This is a genomic window from Sphingomonas paludis, from assembly GCF_053502515.1.
Genome location: NZ_CP187558.1, coordinates 1891305 through 1912646 on the forward strand (window position 1 = coordinate 1891305; position 21342 = coordinate 1912646).

General features: G+C 64.6%; 22 protein-coding genes. 16 read left to right on the top strand and 6 right to left on the bottom strand.

Annotated elements, in window-relative coordinates; translation table 11 throughout:
• Positions 1 to 7 precede the first annotated feature (7 nt).
• Entirely contained in the window at positions 8 to 1228 is a 1221-nt protein-coding gene (gene argJ / locus ACPVPU_RS09175) for a bifunctional glutamate N-acetyltransferase/amino-acid acetyltransferase ArgJ (RefSeq protein ID WP_448657626.1), read from the bottom strand.
• A gap of 133 nt (positions 1229 to 1361) precedes the next feature.
• Between argJ and ACPVPU_RS09180 the strand changes: the two genes are divergently transcribed.
• Both ACPVPU_RS09180 and secA read left to right on the top strand, forming a co-directional pair.
• Complete coding sequence (locus tag ACPVPU_RS09180) at positions 1362 to 1622, top strand: hypothetical protein (RefSeq protein WP_448657627.1); 261 nt, start codon at positions 1362 to 1364, stop codon at positions 1620 to 1622.
• A 117-nt stretch (positions 1623 to 1739) separates the two neighbouring features.
• Complete coding sequence (secA, locus tag ACPVPU_RS09185; RefSeq protein WP_448657628.1) at positions 1740 to 4475, top strand: preprotein translocase subunit SecA; 2736 nt, start codon at positions 1740 to 1742, stop codon at positions 4473 to 4475.
• 108 nt (positions 4476 to 4583) lie between these two features.
• On the opposite strand, the gene ACPVPU_RS09190 is transcribed toward secA, so the two are convergent.
• Entirely contained in the window at positions 4584 to 5174 is a 591-nt protein-coding gene (locus ACPVPU_RS09190) for a CC0125/CC1285 family lipoprotein (protein ID WP_448657629.1), read from the bottom strand.
• Positions 5175 to 5476: 302 nt separating this feature from the next.
• On the opposite strand from ACPVPU_RS09190, the gene pyrH reads away from it, so the two are divergent.
• The 9 genes from pyrH to fabZ all read left to right on the top strand — a co-directional run bounded on the left by pyrH (position 5477) and on the right by fabZ (position 14493).
• Positions 5477 to 6199, top strand: a complete 723-nt coding sequence (pyrH, locus tag ACPVPU_RS09195) for a UMP kinase (RefSeq protein WP_448657630.1) — start codon at positions 5477 to 5479, stop codon at positions 6197 to 6199.
• A 28-nt stretch (positions 6200 to 6227) separates the two neighbouring features.
• Positions 6228 to 6785, top strand: coding sequence for a ribosome recycling factor (frr, locus tag ACPVPU_RS09200; protein WP_448657631.1), 558 nt, complete (start codon positions 6228 to 6230; stop codon positions 6783 to 6785).
• 59 nt (positions 6786 to 6844) lie between these two features.
• Positions 6845 to 7513, top strand: a complete 669-nt coding sequence (gene uppS / locus ACPVPU_RS09205) for a polyprenyl diphosphate synthase (protein WP_448660474.1) — start codon at positions 6845 to 6847, stop codon at positions 7511 to 7513.
• A gap of 8 nt (positions 7514 to 7521) precedes the next feature.
• A complete protein-coding gene (locus ACPVPU_RS09210) occupies positions 7522 to 8298 on the top strand; it encodes a phosphatidate cytidylyltransferase (protein ID WP_448657632.1) in 777 nt (258 codons plus the stop codon).
• Positions 8298 to 9455 carry a 1-deoxy-D-xylulose-5-phosphate reductoisomerase gene (locus ACPVPU_RS09215; RefSeq protein WP_448657634.1) on the top strand — a complete coding sequence of 386 codons (1158 nt, stop codon included), beginning with the start codon at positions 8298 to 8300 and terminating at the stop codon, positions 9453 to 9455. Before ACPVPU_RS09210 ends, ACPVPU_RS09215 begins: the two co-directional genes overlap by 1 nt.
• Positions 9452 to 10594 carry a M50 family metallopeptidase gene (locus ACPVPU_RS09220; RefSeq protein WP_448657636.1) on the top strand — a complete coding sequence of 381 codons (1143 nt, stop codon included), beginning with the start codon at positions 9452 to 9454 and terminating at the stop codon, positions 10592 to 10594. The genes ACPVPU_RS09215 and ACPVPU_RS09220 overlap by 4 nt, the downstream gene beginning before the upstream one ends.
• Before the next feature lie 124 nt (positions 10595 to 10718).
• The gene (gene bamA, locus ACPVPU_RS09225) at positions 10719 to 13301 is read left to right on the top strand and encodes an outer membrane protein assembly factor BamA (protein ID WP_448660476.1); all 2583 of its coding nucleotides are present in this window, start codon (positions 10719 to 10721) and stop codon (positions 13299 to 13301) included.
• Positions 13301 to 14014: an OmpH family outer membrane protein gene (locus tag ACPVPU_RS09230; protein ID WP_448657638.1), complete on the top strand. Its 714-nt coding sequence runs from the start codon at positions 13301 to 13303 to the stop codon at positions 14012 to 14014. The genes bamA and ACPVPU_RS09230 overlap by 1 nt, the downstream gene beginning before the upstream one ends.
• Positions 14011 to 14493 carry a 3-hydroxyacyl-ACP dehydratase FabZ gene (gene fabZ, locus ACPVPU_RS09235; RefSeq protein ID WP_448657640.1) on the top strand — a complete coding sequence of 161 codons (483 nt, stop codon included), beginning with the start codon at positions 14011 to 14013 and terminating at the stop codon, positions 14491 to 14493. The genes ACPVPU_RS09230 and fabZ overlap by 4 nt, the downstream gene beginning before the upstream one ends.
• A gap of 364 nt (positions 14494 to 14857) precedes the next feature.
• Here the strand turns inward: fabZ and rplI are convergent, their stop codons facing one another.
• The 4 genes from rplI to ACPVPU_RS09255 form a co-directional block, all read right to left on the bottom strand.
• Positions 14858 to 15454: a 50S ribosomal protein L9 gene (gene rplI / locus ACPVPU_RS09240; protein WP_448657642.1), complete on the bottom strand. Its 597-nt coding sequence runs from the start codon at positions 15452 to 15454 to the stop codon at positions 14858 to 14860.
• 10 nt (positions 15455 to 15464) lie between these two features.
• Positions 15465 to 15689, bottom strand: coding sequence for a 30S ribosomal protein S18 (rpsR, locus tag ACPVPU_RS09245; protein ID WP_250753687.1), 225 nt, complete (start codon positions 15687 to 15689; stop codon positions 15465 to 15467).
• A 3-nt stretch (positions 15690 to 15692) separates the two neighbouring features.
• Entirely contained in the window at positions 15693 to 16067 is a 375-nt protein-coding gene (gene rpsF, locus ACPVPU_RS09250; protein ID WP_426273972.1) for a 30S ribosomal protein S6, read from the bottom strand.
• Between the two features lie 147 nt (positions 16068 to 16214).
• Entirely contained in the window at positions 16215 to 16616 is a 402-nt protein-coding gene (locus ACPVPU_RS09255; protein WP_448657643.1) for an RcnB family protein, read from the bottom strand.
• 171 nt (positions 16617 to 16787) lie between these two features.
• Here ACPVPU_RS09255 and fabD point away from each other — a divergent pair, with 171 nt between their 5' ends.
• From fabD to mltG, 5 genes are all read left to right on the top strand, one after another.
• Entirely contained in the window at positions 16788 to 17723 is a 936-nt protein-coding gene (fabD, locus tag ACPVPU_RS09260) for an ACP S-malonyltransferase (protein ID WP_448657644.1), read from the top strand.
• Positions 17724 to 17739: 16 nt separating this feature from the next.
• Positions 17740 to 18483, top strand: a complete 744-nt coding sequence (gene fabG / locus ACPVPU_RS09265; RefSeq protein ID WP_448657645.1) for a 3-oxoacyl-[acyl-carrier-protein] reductase — start codon at positions 17740 to 17742, stop codon at positions 18481 to 18483.
• A gap of 103 nt (positions 18484 to 18586) precedes the next feature.
• Positions 18587 to 18823, top strand: coding sequence for an acyl carrier protein (locus ACPVPU_RS09270; RefSeq protein ID WP_260019506.1), 237 nt, complete (start codon positions 18587 to 18589; stop codon positions 18821 to 18823).
• 144 nt (positions 18824 to 18967) lie between these two features.
• Positions 18968 to 20227, top strand: coding sequence for a beta-ketoacyl-ACP synthase II (gene fabF / locus ACPVPU_RS09275; RefSeq protein ID WP_448660478.1), 1260 nt, complete (start codon positions 18968 to 18970; stop codon positions 20225 to 20227).
• A 126-nt stretch (positions 20228 to 20353) separates the two neighbouring features.
• Entirely contained in the window at positions 20354 to 21322 is a 969-nt protein-coding gene (gene mltG, locus ACPVPU_RS09280) for an endolytic transglycosylase MltG (protein WP_448657647.1), read from the top strand.
• Positions 21323 to 21342 lie beyond the last annotated feature (20 nt).

The following is a 21342-nucleotide window of genomic DNA, read 5'->3' on the forward strand; positions in this document are numbered from 1 at the left end:
TGAGCGATCAGCTCCGGTAATCTGCGTTGATGCTGATATAGCCGTGGGTCAGGTCGCACGTCCAAACGGTCGCGCGACCTTCCCCCAGGCCGAGATCGACGCCGATATCGATTTCCTCGCCCTTCAGATGCGCGGCGACCGGGGCCTCGTCATATCCGTCCACCGCCAGCCCGCCGCTGGCGACCTGAACCCCGCCGAAGCGGATGGACAGGCGGTCGCGCTCGGCCGGTTCGCCGGCCTTGCCCACCGCCATGACGATCCGCCCCCAATTCGCGTCCTCGCCCGCGATTGCGGTTTTCACCAGCGGCGAATTGGCGATGCTGAGCGCGATGCGATGCGCGCTCGCGTCGTTTGTCGCCCCCTCCACGTCGATCCGGATGAACTTGCGCGCGCCTTCGCCATCCCGGACGACCAGATGGGCGAGTTGCAGGCACAGGTCCGACAGTGCCGCGCGGAACGCATCGGCCCCGTCGCTGTCCTCGTCGGTCAGCACCGCGTTGCCCGCTGCACCCGTCGCAAAGGCAAGCACCGTGTCGCTGGTCGACGTGTCGCTGTCGACGGTAATGCAGGAAAAGCTGCCCTGATTGGCGGCACTGAGCGCGCGTTGCAGAAAGGCGGCATCGACGGCGGCGTCCGTAAAGATGAACCCCAGCATCGTCGCCATGTCCGGCGCGATCATGCCCGACCCCTTGATGATCCCGGCCAGCGTCACGGTGCGTCCATCGACCACCGCCCGCGTCACCGTACCCTTGGCAAAGGTGTCGGTCGTCATGATCGTGGCGGCCGCCGCTTCCCAGCTGCACGGTTCGGCGGCGAATGCCGCGTCCAGACCCGCCTCTGCCTTGTCGATCGGCAACGGGACCCCGATGACGCCGGTGGATGCCACGAACACATCCGATGGCTGGCAGCCCAGATGCCCCGCCACCCGGGCCGCAATCGCCTCCACCGCCATCCGCCCGCGATTGCCGGTAAAGGCGTTGCTGTTGCCGGCATTGACGACCAGTGCTTGTGCCCGCCCCAGGACCAGCGCGTCGCGGCACCATTCGACTTCCGGTGACGGGCATTTGCTTTGGGTCGTCACGCCCGCGACAGCCGTCCCCTCGCTCAGGGTGATGTAGGTCAGGTCGCACCGACCCCAATCCTTGTATCCGGCACGCGCGACCCGGGGCACGGCTCCGGCGATGGCGGGCATTTCGGGAAAGGGGCGGGCGAGCGGCGAGCGTTCCATAGCGCCGGGGTGATTACAGGCTGCATCCCGGGGTGCAAGTCGCGGTTCGATTTCCGTTGGACGACGCCTTGTTCAGAAACTATGTCGGCGTTCGGGTGTATATGTGACACCGAAGCGTAACGAAGGGCCTGTCTTGAACCTGTTGCTGTTGCTGACCGCGTTGCTGACCGGCCTGTCCGGCGCGATGACGGCTGCCCAGCCGGTCGGGCGTATGGCGATCGAGGCGCGCCAGGAAGCGGCCATCGCCGTCGCCGCCGAAATGGCACAGGCATCGGCCATCCGCCCGTGGCTTTCGCTGATCGGCACACCCATTGCGCCACGCAGGATCGACGGTTCGCCGGCCATGCTGGGCGATCAGCGGGCCGTCCTTCGCGGTGAGCGGCGGCTGAACTGAGTTCCGGGCGGAGCGTCCATGCGCTCTGCCGGCCTCCCTGCACCCGCGCCGGCAAACGGCGCTGTCAGACCGCGCGCAATCCGTGCGGCCCCCCCAGATCATAGTCAGGATTTCATCATGCTCGGCGGTATTGCCAAGTCGCTCTTCGGATCGTCCAACGATCGCTACGTCAATTCCATGAAGCCGCAGGTCGCCAGGATCCGCGACCTCGAAACGCAGATCCAGGCGCTGTCCGACGAGGATCTGGCGGCCCAGACCGTCCGGTTCCGCGAACGGCTGGCCAATGGCGAAAAGCTGGATTCGATCCTGCCCGAAGCCTTTGCCACGGTCCGCGAGGCATCGGTGCGTACGCTGGGCATGCGGCATTTCGATGTGCAGATGGTCGGCGGCATCGTGCTCCACCGCGGCGAAATCGCCGAGATGCGCACGGGCGAGGGCAAGACGCTGGTCGCCACCCTCGCCGTCTATCTGAATGCGCTTGAGGGCAAGGGCGTCCATGTCGTTACCGTCAACGACTATCTCGCCCGGCGCGACGCGGCGGAGATGGGCCGCATCTACGGCTTTCTGGGCCTGACCACCGGGGTGATCGTGCCCAACCTGTCGGACGGCGAGCGGCACGCGGCCTATCACGCCGACATCACCTACGGCACCAACAACGAATTCGGCTTCGACTATCTGCGCGACAACATGAAGTATGACCGCGAATCGATGGTGCAGCGGCCCTTCAATTTCGCCATCGTCGACGAGGTGGACTCGATCCTGATCGACGAGGCGCGCACGCCGCTGATCATTTCCGGTCCGACCGACGACAAGTCGGACCTGTATGTCTCGGTCGACGCCATCGTGAAGCAGTTGGTGCCCGAGGATTACGAAAAGGACGAGAAGCAGCGCTCGATCGTCCTGACCGAGGACGGGACCGAGCGGATCGAGCGGATGCTGGAGGCGGCCGGGCTGCTCAAGGGCAGCAACCTCTATGATTACGAGAACACCCAGGTCGTCCACCACCTGCAACAGGCGATGCAGGCGAACATCATGCGCAAGCGGGAGACGGACTATATCGTCAAGGATGGCAAGGTTATCATCATCGACGAATTCACCGGCCGCATGATGGATGGCCGCCGCTGGTCCGACGGCCTGCATCAGGCGGTCGAGGCCAAGGAAGGCGTGAAGATCGAGCCGGAGAACCAGACGCTGGCCTCCATCACCTTCCAGAATTATTTCCGCATGTATCCCAAGCTGTCGGGCATGACCGGCACGGCGGCGACCGAAGCGGCCGAGTTTTACGACATCTACAAGATGAACGTGGTGTCGATCCCGACCAACGTGCCGGTGCAGCGCGTGGACGAGGACGACCAGTTCTACAAGTCGCTGCAGGACAAGTTCATCGCCATCGCGCGCACGATCAAAGAACATGCCGAACGCGGCCAGCCGGTGCTGGTCGGTACCGTGTCGATCGAAAAGTCCGAATTGCTCAGCGAATATCTGAACAAGGAGGGCGTCACCCATTCGGTGTTGAACGCCCGCTATCACGAACAGGAAGCGCGCATCGTGGCGCAGGCCGGGCGGCTGGGGGCAGTAACGATCGCCACCAACATGGCGGGCCGCGGCACCGACATCAAACTGGGCGGCAATCTGGAATACCGGGTCGAGGACGAATTGCGCGACATGCCGGAAGGGCCGGAGCGCGATGCCGCCATCGACGCGATCCGTGCCGAGATCGAGGCGGAAAAGGCCGAGGTGCTGGCTGCGGGCGGCCTGTTCGTGCTGGGCACCGAACGGCACGAAAGCCGCCGCATCGACAACCAGCTGCGCGGCCGTTCGGGCCGTCAGGGCGACCCCGGTCTTTCGCGCTTCTATCTGAGCCTCGACGACGATCTGCTGCGCATTTTCGGCCCCGACACGCTGTTCGCCAAGATGATGCGGTCGAGCGTCGGCGACGGTGAGGCGATTGCCAGCAAATGGCTGTCCAAGGCGATCGAGACCGCCCAGAAAAAGGTCGAGGCGCGCAACTACGACATCCGCAAGCAGGTCGTCGAATATGACAACGTCATGAACGACCAGCGCAAGGTGATCTATGAACAGCGCGCCGACATCATGGACGCCGATACCGTCGGCGATGTTGTGGTCGACATGCGGGCGGAGACGGTGAACGCCCTGGTCGGGGAAGCATGTCCGGTCGGCAGCTATCCCGAGCAATGGGATGTCGAGGGCCTGATGCAGCGTTCGCGCGACGTGCTGAACGTCGATCCGCCGGTCAGGGACTGGATCGAGCAGGAAGACGGTATCGAGCCGGAGACGCTGGAGGAGCGCATCCGGGCGATGGCGGACCAGCTGATCGAGGAAAAGGCCGCGACGCTGGACCCCGACACCTGGACCCGGGTCGAAAAATCGATCTTGCTCCAGAATCTGGACCATCACTGGAAGGAGCATCTGGCGCTGCTGGATGCGCTGAAGGCCGTGATCCACCTGCGCGCCTATGCGCAGAAGACGCCGATCAACGAATATAAGGCAGAGGCGTTCGCGCAATTCGAGCGGATGCTGACCGCGATTCGCGAGGATGTGACCCGCGTGCTGGCGGTGAGCCAGTTCGGCTATGCGCCGCCGCCGGAACTGCCCGAACTGCCCGATTTCCTGACCACGCATATCGATCCGCTGACGGGCGAGGACGACAGCCGCGATATCGACGGCGGTACCCTGGGCCTTGTGACCACCCGGTTGCCGCCGATGCAGATGCCGCGGCCGGAAATGCAGGAGGATATCGACCCGGCGGCCTTTGCCAATATCAACCGCAATGCCCCTTGCCCCTGCGGATCGGGTCGCAAGTTCAAGCATTGCCATGGGGCGGTCGCGTAACGCACGCCCCCGTCGCGGACGGTCTGGCCACCGGGCCGGACCGTCAATAAAAAGGCGTGACAGGCACTGGCCCGTCACGCCTTTTCGCTGGATCAATTGAGCGCCGGATCAGCCGGCGGTCGGCATCCTCACGGTCGGGCCCAGGCTCTGGACCACTGCCCGTGCGTCGAATGCCCGCACGTCGTTGCCGGGCTTCGGACCCTTGCCCATCACGATTTCCGCCATCGCCTCATATTTGTTGATGGTGCGGACATCGATCTGGCGATCCCAGAACGGATCGTACCACGGGCTCCACGCCCCGACGCCCCAGCGCGGACCGCCAAAGCGCCAGCGCGGACCCCAATAGCCGAAGCCGCCGCCGAACGCGCCGAATCCGGGGCCACCCCAGTCATTGACGACCGTCCGGCTCTGCTTGTCGGTGTCGCGGTTGGCCAGGACGAAGTGATCGTACCCCTGTTCCAGCGTCAGCTGGGCCGACCGGTACAACAGGTACCGTTCGACAGTTTCGCGCGACGTGACGCTGTTGCCGGCGAACATGACCTGGAACCGGTCGGGTTCGATCTGCTGTTCGGCATAGCCGGTGCGCGAACTGCCGCTGCCCATTGCCGGGCGATAGGGGGTGGGGGTCGCACAGGCGGCCAGCGTGGCCGTCAGGGCCGATGCCAGTGCCACCTGCTTGATACGCTTAAAGGTCGACATCGTCATTCTCCATGCCGCCCCGTTCGAACCAATGAGGAGCGGAGCAGGTTCGTTGGTATCATGGCGAAACGCGCCAGGACAGACTGGGGTCCAGCTAAACCATCCGACATTGCGCGGCGCTGAACATGGGATGACCGGGCGGCTCCGTCCGGCGCCCGGCAATGGCGGCCGGTCCGAACCCTGTCGGCAATTTCTGGTCGCAGCCCCCGGATCGCCGCTTGGCAGGGCAATCGACCGACACTAAGGTCCGCCGCAATTCGGTCCCCCGGCAAGGGGGTTTTCCAGACGATCGACGGGCGAACATGACGGACCAGGGCTTCAAACGCATCCTTTTGAAATTGTCGGGCGAAGTGTTGATGGGCGGTGGCCAGTTCGGCATCGATCCCGCAACCTGCGACCGGGTAGCACGCGAGGTAAAAGCCGCGACGGAAACCGGGCTCGAGGTCTGCATGGTCGTCGGCGGCGGCAACATCTTTCGCGGCCTGGCCGCCGCAGCGAAGGGGTTCGACCGGACGAGCGCCGATTATATGGGCATGCTGGCGACGGTGATGAACGCGCTTGCCATGCAGAATGCACTGGAACAGCTGGGCGTCGACACGCGCGTCCAGTCGGCGATCCCGATGGCCAGCGTCTGCGAACCCTATATCCGCCGACGCGCGGAACGGCATATGGAAAAGGGCCGGGTGGTGATCTTTGCCGCCGGCACCGGCAACCCGTTCTTCACCACCGATACCGCAGCCGCCCTGCGCGCCGCCGAGATGCAGTGCGATGCCCTGTTCAAGGGCACCAGCGTCGATGGCGTATATGACGCCGATCCAAAAAAGGTGCCGGGCGCACAGCGTTATTCGACGCTCAGCTTCAACCGCGTGCTGGCCGACGATCTGAAGGTGATGGACGCCAGCGCCGTCGCGCTTTGTCGCGACAACGATATCCCGATCGTCGTGTTCAACATCCGCAGCGAGGGCAATCTGTCCGCCGTGCTGCGCGGCGAGGGTACGCACACCATCGTCCGCAACGACGCCTGAGAACGACAAAGCAAGAAGGAACATTGCCATGGCCGTTTATGACAAGGCCGATCTGGAACGCCGGATGCACGGCGCCGTCGAATCGCTGAAGGGCGATCTCAGCGGCCTGCGCACCGGACGTGCCTCCACCTCGCTGCTCGATCCGGTTACCGTGGAGGTGTACGGCGCTGCGATGCCGCTGAACCAGGTGGCGACCGTTTCCGCGCCGGAGCCGCGCATGTTGTCGGTACAGGTGTGGGACAAGACGAATGTCGGCCCCGTGGAAAAGGCGATCCGCTCGGCGGGCCTTGGCCTCAATCCCATTTCGGACGGCAATACCCTGCGCCTGCCGATCCCCGACCTGACCGAGGAGCGCCGCAAGGAACTGGCCAAGCTGGCCGGTCAATATGCGGAAAAGGCGCGGATCGCGGCCCGCAACGTCCGCCGCGACGGCATGGACAGCCTGAAGACCGACGCAAAGAAGGGCGCGATCAGCGAGGATGAGCGCAAGCGGCTGGAAACAGAGGTCCAGAAACTGACCGACGCGACCATTGCCGACATCGATGCCGCCGCCAATGCCAAGGAACAGGAAATCCTGGGCAAGTGAGTTCCGACGCCGCCGGAGACCAAATCGAGGGCGGCGTGCCTCGACACGTCGCCATCATCATGGACGGAAACGGTCGCTGGGCAAAGGCCCGGCGGCTTCCCCGCATTGCCGGTCACCGCAAGGGCGTAGAGGCCGTGCGGGCGGTATCGCGCGCCGCCCGCGATCTTGGGATCGAGGTGCTGACCCTCTACGCCTTCTCCTCGGAAAACTGGCGGCGGCCGGAGGAAGAGGTGGGCGACCTGATGGGGTTGCTGCGCCATTTCCTGAAGACCGAGATCGACGATCTGGTCGAAGAGGGGGTCGGTCTTCAGGTCATTGGGGACTATCGCAAGCTGTCCCCCGATCTGGTGGCGATGATCGATCGCGCGATCGAGCGGACGGCGGCGTTCAGCCGGCACCGACTGGTCATTGCCCTGAATTACGGGGCCCATGCCGAAATCGCCGAAGCCATGCGGACGCTGGCCGCACAGGTCGCCGACGGCACGCTGTCAGCCGATGCCATTGATCCCGAACGGATCGAACGCACGCTTTCGACTGCCGATCTGCCGCCGCTGGACCTGTTGATCCGCACATCGGGCGAGCAGCGGCTCTCCAATTTCCTGCTGTGGCAGGCGGCCTATGCCGAACTGCTGTTCGTCGACACGCTCTGGCCCGATTTCGATCGCGCGGCGCTGGTCGATGCCATTGCCGCCTTTCGCCGTCGCCAGCGGCGGTTCGGCGGGTTGTGAGACAGCGCATGGCAGGGCCGCTGGCCGATCTGTCGGTACGCGCGACGGTCGGACTGGCCCTGGCGGTTGTCGCGATGACCGTCATCTGGCTCGGCGGATTCGCATTCTGGCTGGCATTGACCGTCATTGCCCTCCTGATGCTGCGCGAATGGGGTGGGCTGGTCAATCTGCCGCCCCGGGTCACCTGGTTGGGGCAGATGGCGCTGATGGTGCCGCTGGCCATCCTGTCTCCCTGGGCGGCTGGTCCGGGGTTTTTCGGATTGGGCCTGATCCTGGCAGCCGCATTGTTTGCAGCGGCGGTCGACCGGCGTCTGTGGCTGTCGGCAGGCGTGCTGTACGTCGCGCTTCCGGTGATGGCGCTTCTGGTGCTGCGCGACCGGCCCGACGGGATCCTGTTGACGCTCTGGGCGATGGCACTGGTCTGGGCCTGTGACATCGGGGCCTATTTCGCCGGGCGATTCATCGGCGGCCCGAAACTCGCACCCGCGATCAGTCCGAACAAGACTTGGGCCGGGCTGGCCGGCGGCGTTGTCGCGGCGGCATTGTTCGGATGGGCACTGACCGGTCAGGGCTTGCCGGTGCCGCTTGCCATCGCCACGCCGCTGCTTGCCGTCATCGCGCAGATCGGCGACCTGTTCGAAAGCTGGCTGAAGCGGCGGGCAGGGGTCAAGGATGCAAGTACGCTGTTGCCGGGTCATGGCGGGCTGATGGATCGGCTGGACGGGCTGGTCCCGGTCGCGCCGGTCGCGGCGCTGATGCTGGCGTTGGTTTCAAAGGGGTTGTGATGCGCCGCGTAACGATTTTGGGGGCGACGGGCTCGATCGGCACGTCGACCCTGGACCTGATCGAACGGGCGCCCGATGCCTTTCGTGTCGTCGCACTGACGGCGAACCGGGACGTCGATCGGCTGGCCGACATGGCGATCCGGACCCGTGCCGAACGGGCGGTGGTGGGTGATGCCGCATGCCTGCCCGAACTGGAAGCTGCGCTGGCAGGAACCGGCATCGACGCCGCCGGCGGCATGCAGGCCGTCTGCGATGCCGCACGGATCCCTGTCGACTGGACGATGAGCGCGATCGTCGGTTGTGCGGGGCTTGGCCCGACCCTTGCTGCGATAGAGGGCGGCCAAACCGTCGTCATCGCCAACAAGGAGCCGCTGGTGTCGGCCGGGGAGTTGGTATTGGCGGCGGCACGGGCCAGCGGGGCGAACATCCTGCCGGCCGACAGCGAGCACAATGCCATCTTCCAGTGTTTCGATTTCGACCGCCCGGAACGCGTTCGGCGGATCATCCTGACGGCCAGCGGCGGGCCGTTCCGCGACTGGCCGCTGGAGCGGATGGCGGCGGTGACGCCGGAACAGGCGGTGGCGCACCCGAACTGGTCGATGGGCGCAAAGATATCGATCGACAGCGCCACGATGATGAACAAGGGGCTGGAGCTGATCGAGGCGGCACGGCTGTTTCCGGTGCCTGCCGACCGCATCGAAATCCTGGTCCATCGTCAATCGGTCATTCATTCCATGGTCGATTATGTCGATGGCTCCATTCTTGCCCAGCTGGGGCCGAGCGACATGCGGGTGCCGATTGCGCATACCCTGGCCTGGCCGGACCGGATGCCGACGCCCATCGCCCCGCTGGATTTCGCCAGTCTGGCGCGGCTGGATTTCGAGGCGCCGGACCCGATGCGGTTCCCCGCCCTGCGACTGGCACGGGCCGCCGTCGATGCAGGGGGCGCCAGGCCGGCGATCCTGAATGCGGCAAACGAGATCGCGGTCCAGGCATTTCTCGACAAGCGCATCGGCTTTCTTGAAATTGCCGCAATCGTCGAGGAAATATTGTCGGGCTATGATCCGGCGGCCCCGGCAACGGTCGATGCGGTTATCGCCATCGACACGGAAGCACGGGCCCGCACGGCAGAGCGGGTGAAGCGAGGCGTTTCTTGACCGATAATCCCGGCCTGATCTTTTCCATTTTCGGGTTCGTGCTGGTCATCGGCCCGCTCGTTTTCCTGCACGAGCTTGGCCATTATGCCGCCGGCCGCTGGTTCGGCGTGAAGGCAGAGGCGTTTTCGGTCGGGTTCGGTCGGGAAATCGCCGGCTTCACCGACCGGCGCGGCACCCGCTGGAAATTCGGCATCCTGCCGCTGGGCGGCTATGTGAAGTTTGCCGGCGACATGAACCCGGCGGGTCAGCCAAGCGCCGAATGGCTGTCGCTCCCCGCCGAGGAACGCGCCCAGACATTTCAGGCAAAGCCGGTCTGGCAGCGCGCGATCATCGTTGCGGCCGGCCCGGTGACCAATTTCGTGCTGGCCATCGCCATTATGGCGGCCTTTGCCATGATCTACGGCGTCGATCGTACCCCGGCGCAGGTGGGGTCGGTGGAACCGGACAGTGCCGCGGCAAGCGCCGGATTGCAGCCCGGGGACCGGATCCTAGCGATGGGCGGTCGCCCGACAGAAACCTTTGCCGACATGCGGTCCTTTACCGTCATGCGCCCCGGCGAGCGGGTGATGCTGACGGTCGAGCGCGACGGTGCCCGGATCGACCAGCCGGTCACATTGGGGGTCCGGCGCGAAATCGACCGGTTCGGCAACGAATATCGCTTGGGACTGCTGGGGGTGCGGCCGGTCGCCCCTGTATCGGAAACGGTCGGCCTGCTCGAAGCGCCGATGGCCGGGTTGTCGATGACGATCGGCCAGCTGACGACCATGCTGGACGGCTTGGGCCAGATCATCACCGGTCGCCGCTCAATCGACGAATTGGGCGGGCCGCTCAGGATTGCGCAGGTGGCTGGGCAGCAACTGAGCCTCGGTCTGCCGGAACTGATCTTGCTGGCCGCGATCATCTCCATCAATCTGGGGTTCATCAACCTGTTGCCAGTGCCGATGCTGGATGGCGGGCACCTGATGTTCTACGCGGCCGAAGCGGTGCGCGGGCGGCCGGTGCGTGCCGAGGTGATGGACTGGTCGTTCCGGCTGGGCATGGTATCGCTGCTGACGCTGGTTCTGGTCGTGACCTTCAATGATCTCGGCGCATTCGGCCTGTGGCGCGGCCTCGCTGGCTTGATCGGCACGGCAGGTTAGGGCAGGGCTACGCGCGCATCCGGGACAGATGCGCTTTTTCTTCCGGTTCAAGGTGGTGGGGTTCGTGATCAAGGCAAAGCTTTTCACCAATGGGTCGGGCGCGTCGGCGCTGCTCGCATGCACGATGCTGTCGGGCGTCGCGGTGGCACAGACCGCACCGGTGGCTCCCGCCGTTCCCGCCGCTCCGGGGCAGGCCGCCCCGACGGCTGCGCCGCAGCCGGGCCAGGACGTGCGCATCGTCCGCTCGCTGACGGTCGAGGGGTCGCAGCGGATCGAGCCGGAAACGGTCCTGTCCTATACCAAGCTGCGCATCGGCGAACCCTATACCAACGAGTCGGTCGATGAGGCGATCCGCGACCTTTATAACTCCGACCTGCTCGCCGACGTGGCGATCGCCGGGGTGGAAACGGGTGAGCTGGTCGTCCGGATTCGGGAAAACCCGATCATCAACCGCATCGTGCTCGAGGGCAACCGGCGGCTGAAGAACGACAAGATCCTGCCCGAAATCAAGCTGGCACCGCGTCAGATCTTCACCCGCACCGCCGTCCGGGCCGATGTGGCGCGCATCATCGAACTGTATCGCCGCCAAGGGAGGTTCGCCGCGACGGTCGAGCCTCAGATGGTCACGCTCGACCAGAACCGGGTCGATGTGGTGTTCGAAATCAACGAAGGGCCGAAGTCCAAGGTCCGCCAGATCAACATCATCGGCAACGAACAGTTCAGCGACAGCGAGCTGCGCAAGGAGATGGCGACGAAGCAGGCCCGCTTCTTCCGCCTGTTTTCCTCGGCCACCAGCTATGACCAGGACCGGCTCGCCTATGATCAGCAAAAGCTGCGCCAATTCTATCTGACCGAGGGTTATGCCGAGTTCCGGGTGATCTCCGCCGTCGCGGAACTGACCCCGGACAAGGAAGACTTCATCATCACCTATGTCGTCGAGGAAGGGCCGCGCTACAAATTCGGCGAGGTGACCGTCGACAGTGCCATCCGCGATTTCAACGACGATTCGCTGGCCAAGAACCTGCCGATGAAGCAGGGCGACTGGTACAACGCCAAGCTGGTCGAAGAAACGATCGACCAGCTGAGCGAGCTGGCCGGCACATTCGGCTATGCGTTCACCGACGTCCGTCCGGAGTTCCAGCGGGACCGCGAAAAGCTGACGATGAACCTGGCCTTCTTCATCGCAGAGGCCAACCGGACCTATGTCGAGCGCATCGACATCACTGGCAACACCCAGACCCAGGACAAGGTCATCCGCCGCGAAATGCGCGTGGCGGAGGGCGATGCCTTCAACACGTTCCTAGTCAAGCGCAGCCAGGACCGGATCAACTCGCTCGGCTATTTCCAGGACAAGTTCGAAATCGAACAGGCCGAGGGGTCGGCGCCGGACCGCGCTGTGCTCCGCGCGAATGTCGAGGAACGGTCCACCGGCGAACTGACCCTGTCCGCGGGCTTTTCCAGCCTTGAACGGTTTATCCTGCAAGGGGCGATCCGCCAGCGTAACTTCCGGGGTCGCGGCCAGGATATCCGGCTGGAGGTGAATTATTCGACCTTCTCCAATTCGGTCGAGGTCGGCTTCACCGAACCCTATCTGTTCGACAAGAACATTGCGCTTGGCGGCGCGATCTTCCGCCGGGATTTCAACTCGTTCAACTTCCTGGGCCAGAACCGGAACACGACGTTCCAGCAGGTGTCGACCGGGTTCAATATCGTGTCCGGCATTCCGCTGACCGAATACTGGACATTGTCGGGCCGCTATACGTTGCAGCAGGACGACATCACGCTGGACGAAAGCCAGTTCTTCACGAACGGGCAGTGCGATCCGCTGCGCGCCGGCCGGTATCTGTGCGATGCCATCGGCAATCGCATCACCTCTGCCATCACCCTGTCGCTGATCTACGACAATCTGAACAGCCGGTTGCGGCCGACCCGCGGGCAGCGGCTGGTAGTCGGTGCCGACGTGGCGGGGCTGGGCGGCGACGTCCGGTATCTGCGCGCCCGCGGCGATTTCCGTAAATATATGAGCTTTGGCAGCGGCTGGGTGTTTTCGACCACGCTGGAGGGCGGATACATCTATTCGCTCGAATCCAGCCGTGGCCCCGGCAACGATCCGATCCGGATCAACGACCGTTTCTATCTGGGCGAACCCCAGTTTCGCGGTTTCCAGATCCGCGGTGTCGGCCCCCGCATCCTGCGTCAGACCTATACCGGCATCGATCCGGATACGGGCGACCAGATCCCGGTGACCGACCGCAATCAGCTGGTGGACGATCCGCTCGGCGGCACCGTCTATTATATTGGCAAGCTGGAACTGGAGCCGCCGCTGGGCAGCGGGATCCAGGAACTGGGCATCCGGCCGTCGGTGTTCGTCCAGGTTGGTGCTCTTGCCGGGCTGACGCGGCCCGTGCTGCAATCGCCCCAGGCGCGGGACGGTGCCGGCAATCCGCTGTTCATCGGCCGCAATGCAGAGGGGGATTTCGTATCCACCACGCAGGCGATCGACGTGAACGGCAATGCCAACCGGCCGCAGCTGTTGTTCAACGAACTGTTCCTGGGCGACACGATCAAGCCACGCGTCACCGCCGGTATCGGGGTTAACTGGAATTCGCCGTTCGGCCCGCTGCGCATCGACATCGCCAAGGATATCGTCAGCTATGAAGGCGACGATCCGAAACTTGTGACCTTCAACGTAGGAACTGCATTCTGATGACCAAGCTCAACCATCTTCCGCTCGCCGCGCTGGTGATCGCGCTGGGCGCGGCGCCGGCTATCGCCCAGGTCGCTGGCCTTGCCTATGCCGACCCGTCGGAAGCGATCCTGACAGCAAAGGCGTTCGACACTGCCAACCAGCAGATTCGGACCACCTACAAGCAGAATATCGACCAGATCGCACAGCGTCGCCAGCAGACCGACACGCAGCTGCGCCCGCTGATCACCGCCCTTGACACGAACAAGGACAATCAGCTTTCCGAACAGGAAGTGCAGGCGGCACAGACGGCGAAGCGCGCCGAAGTGACGCAGATCCAGACGATCCAGCAGCAGTCGGAACAGGCGATCACGCAGCTGAACGAGCCGATGCTCCTTGCCCAGGCCTATGCGCTTGAAACCATCCTGCGCGCCTATCCGGCCGCGCAGACCAAGGTGGTCACCGACAAGAAGATCAACGCGATCCTGACGCCCGAAGCGTTCGTCTATGCGCCCGACGCCGCCAATGTGACGCCCGCGATCAAGGCGGAACTGGATCGCAGCACGCCCAACGTCGCGATCACGCCGCCGGCCAACTGGCGTCCGTCGCAGCAGACGCTGCAGCTGTTGCAGCAGTATCAGCAGCTGGTTGCCCGCGCGGCGCAGGTGCAGGCGGCGCGTGCCGCCCAGCAGCAGCCCGCCGCCGGCACGACCCCGGCCCCCGAAGGCCGGTGAGCGAGAGCGCCGTCGAAGGCCGCACCGCCATCGGCCCGCTGGATGTCCAGCGGGTGATGGCGGCGCTGCCCCATCGTTATCCGATGCTGCTGGTCGACCGGGTCGAGGAAATCCTGCTCGACCGGTCGATCCGCGCGGTCAAGGCGGTGACGATCAACGAAGGCTTTTTCCAGGGGCATTTCCCCGGCCGTCCGATCATGCCCGGCGTGTTGATCGTCGAGGCGCTGGCCCAGGCGGCGGGGGTTCTGGCCGTCGAGAGCCTTGGCCTGGCCGGTTCGGGCAAGCTCGTCTATTTCATGGCGATCGAGGAAGCGAAGTTCCGCAAGCCGGTTGAGCCGGGTTGCCTGCTGACGCTGGAAGTCGAGTTCGTCCAGAAACGGTCGAGCGTCTGCAAGTTTGCGGGCCGCGCGCTGCTTGGCGATGCGGTTGCCGCTTCGGCCAATTTCACCGCAATGATCGCCGATCCGCCCAAGGCTTGATCGGTCGAATTTCGCTTATTTCAGGGCGTCCGGACCGGTTCCGGGCGCCCTGTTTGTTTATGGACGGCCGCAGGTCTCGGCGCCCGGTCCACCCGTGCGCCAGCAGCGATGCTTTGCGGCACGACAGCAAAACTGTTCACTTTGCAGCAACCATTCCGTCCAGGGCGCATTACATAGGGTGAAGCCTCATTTGGAATTGCACCATGAACAAGATCGTCCCCGTCGTCCTCAGCCTGATCCCGCTCGCGCTGGTCATTACCGCCTGCGTGTCGGTGCCCTGACCGGACGGCAACGTCACCCCGAATCGAAAAGGGCCGCCGGGTGGATCCCGGCGGCCCTTTTTCTTGTCCGTCGAACCGGGCGATCAGCCCTGTTCGGCTTCGTCTGTTGCCGGTTCGGCCGAAGCGATTTCGCCCGGCTCGGCATTGGGATCATAGTCCTCGGTGAAGCCTGCTTCGTCCTTTTCGAACATCGCGGACATCACGTCGACGCCCTGAGCCTGCATATCGGCCTCTTCGGGCGAGCGAGCGACATTCACCTTGATCGTCACCGACACCTCGGGGTGCAGCGCGACCTTGACGTCATAGACGCCGATGGCCTTGATCGGCTTGTCCAGCACGACCTGGTTTTTGGCGACCTTGTGCCCTTCGGCCTCCAGCGCCTCGACCAGATCGCGGACGGCGACCGAGCCATAGAGCTGGCCGACGTTCGACGCCTGACGGATCAGGGTGACGGACGCGCCGTCCACCTTGCCGGCATCCTTTTGCGCTTCGCTGCGGCGCGCGGCGTTTTCCGCCTCGATCCGTTCGCGATTGGCTTCGAACACCTTGCGGTTGGCTTCGTTGGCGCGCAGCGCCTTCTTGTTGGGCAGCAGGTAGTTGCGGGCGAACCCGTCCTTCACCTTCACCACATCGCCGATAGCGCCGAGCTTTTCGACGCGTTCCAGCAGAATCACATCCATGGGGCGCTCCTTACTTCACGATGTAGGGCAGCAGGCCCAGATGACGGGCGCGCTTGATGGCCTGAGCCAGTTCGCGCTGCTTCTTTGCGCTCACCGAAGTGATGCGCGACGGGACGATCTTGCCGCGCTCGGACACAAAGCCCTGCAGCAGACGGACGTCCTTGTAATCGATCCGCGGCGCGTCCTTCGCACTGAAGGGGCAGCTCTTGCGGCGGCGGAAAAATGCGCGTGCCATGTCTTATTCTCCCCGGCCTTCGTCGTCGCGGTCGCGGCGGCCGCGGCGGTCACGATCGCCCTTGCGCATCATCACGCTTGGGCCGGATTCCAGTTCGTCGACCTTGACGGTCATGTAACGGATCACGTCTTCGTTGATCGCGGTCTGGCGCTCCAGCTCGGCGACGACCGTCGGCGGACCGTCGATCTCGATCATGACATAATGCGCCTTGCGGTTCTTCGCGATGCGATAGGCCAGGCTGCGCAGGCCCCAGGTCTCGGTCTTGACGACCTTGCCTTCCATCGATTCGACGATCTTGGTGGCGGTTTCCGCCAGCGCGTCCACCTGCGCCTGTGCCAGATCCTGGCGCGCAAGGAACACGTGCTCGTACAGAGCCATGTGTCTTCCCATCTGTTGGCCGATCGCTGACATGGCCCCGTGCCATGCCCCTCCGGCTGTCGTCTTCAAATGCAGGCCGGGGCGTGAAGGCTGGCTTCACACCCCGGACGCTGTCGCCTTTAGCCATATCCGGCCGAAAGGCAAGGGTTAGAACGCAATCCCGCCGATGACCGCACCGATCAGGCCGCTGGCGACGGCGACCAGCACCGCGTCATTGCCGGAGCGGACCCACTGATGCCCGCGGGGCGGGGCATACAGGCCGCGCTGGCGATACTGGCGATAGTCGATCTGGCGATAATTGGTCGCATAGCGCCGGTCGAACCGCTGGCCGCGCTGCCACTGCCGCTGGTTGTTCCAGCGATTCTGCTGCGCCCACTGACGCTGGTTGTTGTGGCGGACGACCGTGCGCTCGCGGTATCCGGGGCCGCGATTGACGATCACGGTGCGGTTCGGCTGCTGCTTCACGATCTGACGGTCGCGGGGCGGGGCGGCCAGTGCCGGGGTGGCCATCAGCGAGGCGGCGATTGCGCCCAGGATCAGCTTTTTCATCTTCCTTACTCCTCGATTGAACTTCGATGAGGCCAATCTGGGGGCTGCCTGTCCCGCAAATGTCCCAATGGCACCGCAAATGCGTCACCAAATGTCGCAAGGCGCACCCTTGCGTTCAGGTTGGATGCCGCTAGTCCGGCACACCAGTTTCAATCGGAGGACGCCGACGCCATGCGCGCATTCATTTTTCCGGGGCAGGGCAGCCAGGCCGTGGGCATGGGCAAGGCGCTGGCCGATGCCAGCCCGGTCGCCCGCGAAGTGTTTCAGGAAGTGGACGATGCCCTTGGCCAGCATCTGTTCCGGCTGATGACCGAGGGGCCGGAGTCCGACCTGACGCTCACCGAAAATACCCAGCCCGCGATCATGGCCAACGCCATTGCGGTCCTTCGCGTAGTGGAGCGCGAAGGCGGCGTGCGGCTGTCGGAAAAGGCGGATTTCGTCGCCGGCCATTCGCTGGGGGAATATAGCGCCCTGTGCGCGGGCGGCGCATTCGACCTTGCCACGACCGCCCGGCTGCTGAAATTGCGCGGCCAGGCGATGCAGGCGGCCGTCCCGGTGGGCGAGGGGGCGATGGCCGCGCTGCTGGGTGCCGATGTCGCCAAGGCGCGCACGATCGCCGAAGCCGCTGCAGAAGGCGAAGTCTGCACGGTCGCCAACGACAATGATCCCACCCAGGTGGTGATCTCCGGGCACAAGGGTGCGATCGACCGCGCGGTCGCCATCGCCAAGGATCATGGGGCCAAGCGCGCGGTGCTGCTGCCCGTCTCCGCGCCCTTTCACTGCCCGTTGATGCAGCCTGCCGCCGACGCCATGGCCGCCGCCCTTGCCGATGCGGCCATTCAGGCGCCACTGGTGCCCGTTTACGCCAATGTCACCGCCGCTCCGGTCAGCGATCCGGACGCGATCCGCGCGCTGCTGGTCGAACAGGTCACCGGCATGGTCCGCTGGCGGGAATCGGTGATGGCGATGTGGGATGCCGGGGTCACCGGCTATGTCGAACTGGGCGGCAAGGTGCTGACCGGCATGGTCAAGCGCATCGCGCCCGACGCGACCCCGGTCAGCGTCGTGGGCATGGATGATATCGAGGCGTTGCTCGCCTCGCTTTGACGACAAGGATGATGACATGTTCGATCTGACGGGAATGACTGCGCTGGTGACGGGCGCATCCGGGGGCATCGGTTCGGCGATTGCACGGGCGCTGGCGGCGCAGGGCGCGCGTCTGGCGGTTTCCGGGTCCAATGCCGACAAGCTGAACGCCTTCCTCGCCGACCTTGGCGGCGATCATGTCGCCGTGCCGTGCAACCTGTCCGATCCGGCGTCGGTCGACGCGCTGGTGCCCCAGGCGGCGGAGGCGCTGGGCGGGCGGCTCGACATCCTGGTCAATAATGCCGGGATCACGCGTGACAACCTGTCCATGCGGATGAAGGATGACGAATGGAGCCAGGTGATCCAAGTCAATCTTGAGGCCGCATTCCGCCTGATCCGCGCGGCTGCGCGCCCGATGATGAAGCAGCGCTTCGGCCGTGTCATCTCGATCACCTCGGTCGTCGGCGCCACGGGCAATCCGGGCCAGGCCAATTATGCCGCATCCAAGGCGGGGCTGGTCGGCATGAGCAAGGCGCTGGCCCAGGAACTGGCCAGCCGCAGCATCACGGTGAACTGCGTGGCGCCCGGCTTCATCCGCTCGGCGATGACCGATGCGCTGCCCGATGCGCAAAAGGCCGCGCTGCTCGGCCGCATCCCGGCGGGCGATCTGGGCAGCGGGGAGGATGTTGCCGCCGCCGTCGTCTACCTCGCCAGCCGAGAAGCGGGCTATGTCACCGGCCAGACGCTGCACGTGAACGGCGGCATGGCGATGATTTCGTAACGTTGGTTCCATCGCCAACGGTCCGCCCTCTTGCGCGCGAACAGCGGGCGGATTAGGTGCGGATGGGACAAGACAATCATTTTTCTGCATAAAGGAATTGGGAATGAGCGAGACCGCCGATCGGGTTAAGAAGATCGTCGTCGAGCATCTGGGCGTCGAAGCCGAGAAGGTGACGGAGGATGCCAGCTTCATCGACGATCTGGGCGCGGACAGCCTGGACATCGTCGAACTGGTCATGGCTTTCGAAGAAGCGTTCGGCGTCGAAATCCCCGAAGAAGCCGCCGAAAAGATCACGACCGTCAAGGACGCGATCGCTTATATCGACGAGCATCAGGGCTGATCGCAGGATCGCCCATGGCCCGCCGGGCCGGATAAGGATTGACGGCTCCATCGCGCGGGTGTTTTGACCCGCCGTCGATGGGGCCGTTTTTCATCCAACGGCCGGAAACGGTCTCGCTGAACTGGAATCATGGAGAAATTGCCCATGCGCCGCGTCGTCGTCACCGGCCTCGGCCTGGTCACCCCGCTGGGGGCCGATGTCGAAACCGCCTGGAAAAACATCATCGCCGGCAAATCCGGCGCGGGCACCATCACGCGGTTCGACGCCACCGATTACCACACCAATTACGCGTGTGAGGTAAAGCCGGCCGACCATGAGTACGGGTTCGATCCCGGCAAGCGCGTGGACCACAAGGTGCAGCGTCAGGTGGATCCGTTCATCGTATTCGGGATCGATGCCGCCGGTCAGGCGCTGGAGGATGCCGGCCTGACCGACATGACCGAGGAAGAGCGGTTTCGCGCCGGTTGTTCCATCGGATCGGGCATTGGCGGCCTGCCGGGAATCGAGAGCGAATCGCTGGTCTTGGCTCAGAAGGGGCCGAAGCGGGTTTCCCCGCATTTCGTCCATGGTCGCCTGATCAACCTGATTTCCGGTCAGGTCAGCATCAAATACGGACTGATGGGGCCGAACCATGCGGTCGTCACCGCCTGTTCCACCGGCGCGCATTCGATCGGCGATGCCGCGCGCATGATCGCGATGGACGATGCCGACGTCATGCTGGCCGGCGGAGCCGAAAGCACGATCTGTCCGATCGGCATCGCCGGGTTCGGTCAGGCGCGGGCGCTGTCGACGGGTTTCCGGGACGAACCATGGCGGGCCAGCCGCCCATGGGATCAGGACCGGGACGGCTTCGTCATGGGCGAAGGCGCCGGCATCCTGGTGCTCGAGGAATATGAGCGGGCCAAGGCGAGGGGCGCGAAAATCTATGCCGAAGTGGTCGGCTATGGCCTGTCGGGCGATGCCTATCACGTGACCGCTCCTCATCCGGAGGGGTCGGGCGCGTTCCGTTCGATGGAAATGGCGCTGCGCAAATCCGGGCTGGCTCTGTCGGACATCGATTACATCAATGCCCATGGCACCTCGACCCCGCTGGGCGACGAACTGGAACTGGGCGCGGTCCGCCGCCTGTTCGGCGACGCGATCGGCGATCTGTCCATGTCGTCGACCAAATCGGCCATCGGCCACCTGCTGGGCGGTGCCGGCGCGGTGGAGAGCATCTTTTGCATTCTGGCGATGCGCGACGGCATCGTGCCGCCGACCCTGAACCTGGATAATCCCAGCGAGAATTGCGCTGGCGTCGATCTGGTTCCGCACAAGGCCAAGGAACGGTCCGTGCGCGCCGTGTTGAACAATTCGTTCGGCTTTGGCGGCACCAATGCCAGCCTGGTGATGAAGGCGGTTTAAGCGGACAGTTCAACCAACCCCCGTTCGCGCTGAGCCCGTCGAAGCGCTGTCCTTCTGTTTCGACCAGCGGAGGAACAAGGGCGAGGCTTCGACAAGCTCAGCCTGATCGGGTTAGGGAGTTGGGTAATGCGCAAGTTCGGATGTCTGCTGATCCTGGCCGTGCTGATCGCGATTGCCGCGGGCGGCTATGGCTTGCGCGAATGGGGTGGGCCAGGCCCGGCCAGGGACAATCTGTCGGTGATCGTGCCACAGGGGGCCAGCCTGTCCGCTGCGGCACGCGAGCTGGAGCGGGCGGGGGCAATCCGTTCGGCCGACCGGTTCCGGCTGTACGCCCGCATCTTTGGCGGCGACGAACCCATCCGGGCGGGTGAATACCGGGTGCCGAAGGGGCTGAGCCAGGCCGATATCCTGAAGATGCTTCAGGGCGGCCAGACACTGCAACGGTTCGTGACGGTGCCGGAGGGGTGGCCATCGGTGATGATCCACGACGCATTGATGAAGGCACCGCAACTGGAAGGGCCGGTCGACGTGCCCGCAGAGGGTTCGGTCCTGCCCGACAGCTACAGCTATAATCGCGGCGACAAGCGGGCGGATGTGCTGACGCGGATGCAAAAGGCGATGCGCGACTATCTGGCCGAGGCATGGCAGCGGCGCAAACCGACCACCGTCGTCAAGACCCCGGAAGAGGCGATCATCCTGGCCTCCATCGTCGAAAAGGAGACGGGCGAGGAGGAGGAGCGCCGCACCGTCGCCGCCGTCTATTCCAACCGGCTGCGTCAGGGGATGAAGCTGCAGGCCGATCCGACGATCATCTATCCGATCACCAAGGGCCGCCCGCTGGGCCGCCGTATCCTGCGGTCGGAAATCGCGCAGGTGAACGATTACAACACCTATGCGATGACCGGCCTGCCAAAAGGGCCGATCGCCAATCCCGGGCGGGCCAGCATCGATGCGGTGCTCGATCCGGCGCCATCCAGCGCGCTCTATTTCGTGGCGGACGGCACCGGCGGGCACATTTTCGCCGACACGCTGGAACAGCACAACGCCAACGTCCAGAAATGGTATGCCATCCGCCGTTCCCGCGGCGAAATGTGAACGCGGCAGACCTGCCCGGC

Excerpts from the sequence above, each read along its gene's own strand:
- uppS (WP_448660474.1), top strand. The coding sequence starts at position 6,845 with ATGGACGGAAACGGTCGCTGGGCAAAGGCCCGGCGGCTTCCCCGCATT.
- secA (WP_448657628.1), top strand. The coding sequence starts at position 1,740 with ATGCTCGGCGGTATTGCCAAGTCGCTCTTCGGATCGTCCAACGATCGC.
- frr (WP_448657631.1), top strand. The coding sequence starts at position 6,228 with ATGGCCGTTTATGACAAGGCCGATCTGGAACGCCGGATGCACGGCGCC.
- ACPVPU_RS09210 (WP_448657632.1), top strand. The coding sequence starts at position 7,522 with ATGGCAGGGCCGCTGGCCGATCTGTCGGTACGCGCGACGGTCGGACTG.
- rplI (WP_448657642.1), bottom strand. The coding sequence starts at position 15,454 with ATGGATGTGATTCTGCTGGAACGCGTCGAAAAGCTCGGCGCTATCGGC.
- pyrH (WP_448657630.1), top strand. The coding sequence starts at position 5,477 with ATGACGGACCAGGGCTTCAAACGCATCCTTTTGAAATTGTCGGGCGAA.
- fabF (WP_448660478.1), top strand. The coding sequence starts at position 18,968 with ATGCGCCGCGTCGTCGTCACCGGCCTCGGCCTGGTCACCCCGCTGGGG.
- ACPVPU_RS09255 (WP_448657643.1), bottom strand. The coding sequence starts at position 16,616 with ATGAAAAAGCTGATCCTGGGCGCAATCGCCGCCTCGCTGATGGCCACC.
- argJ (WP_448657626.1), bottom strand. The coding sequence starts at position 1,228 with ATGGAACGCTCGCCGCTCGCCCGCCCCTTTCCCGAAATGCCCGCCATC.
- ACPVPU_RS09190 (WP_448657629.1), bottom strand. The coding sequence starts at position 5,174 with ATGTCGACCTTTAAGCGTATCAAGCAGGTGGCACTGGCATCGGCCCTG.
- ACPVPU_RS09230 (WP_448657638.1), top strand. The coding sequence starts at position 13,301 with ATGACCAAGCTCAACCATCTTCCGCTCGCCGCGCTGGTGATCGCGCTG.
- mltG (WP_448657647.1), top strand. The coding sequence starts at position 20,354 with ATGCGCAAGTTCGGATGTCTGCTGATCCTGGCCGTGCTGATCGCGATT.
- ACPVPU_RS09270 (WP_260019506.1), top strand. The coding sequence starts at position 18,587 with ATGAGCGAGACCGCCGATCGGGTTAAGAAGATCGTCGTCGAGCATCTG.
- fabD (WP_448657644.1), top strand. The coding sequence starts at position 16,788 with ATGCGCGCATTCATTTTTCCGGGGCAGGGCAGCCAGGCCGTGGGCATG.
- rpsR (WP_250753687.1), bottom strand. The coding sequence starts at position 15,689 with ATGGCACGCGCATTTTTCCGCCGCCGCAAGAGCTGCCCCTTCAGTGCG.
- rpsF (WP_426273972.1), bottom strand. The coding sequence starts at position 16,067 with ATGGCTCTGTACGAGCACGTGTTCCTTGCGCGCCAGGATCTGGCACAG.
- ACPVPU_RS09215 (WP_448657634.1), top strand. The coding sequence starts at position 8,298 with ATGCGCCGCGTAACGATTTTGGGGGCGACGGGCTCGATCGGCACGTCG.
- bamA (WP_448660476.1), top strand. The coding sequence starts at position 10,719 with ATGCTGTCGGGCGTCGCGGTGGCACAGACCGCACCGGTGGCTCCCGCC.
- fabG (WP_448657645.1), top strand. The coding sequence starts at position 17,740 with ATGTTCGATCTGACGGGAATGACTGCGCTGGTGACGGGCGCATCCGGG.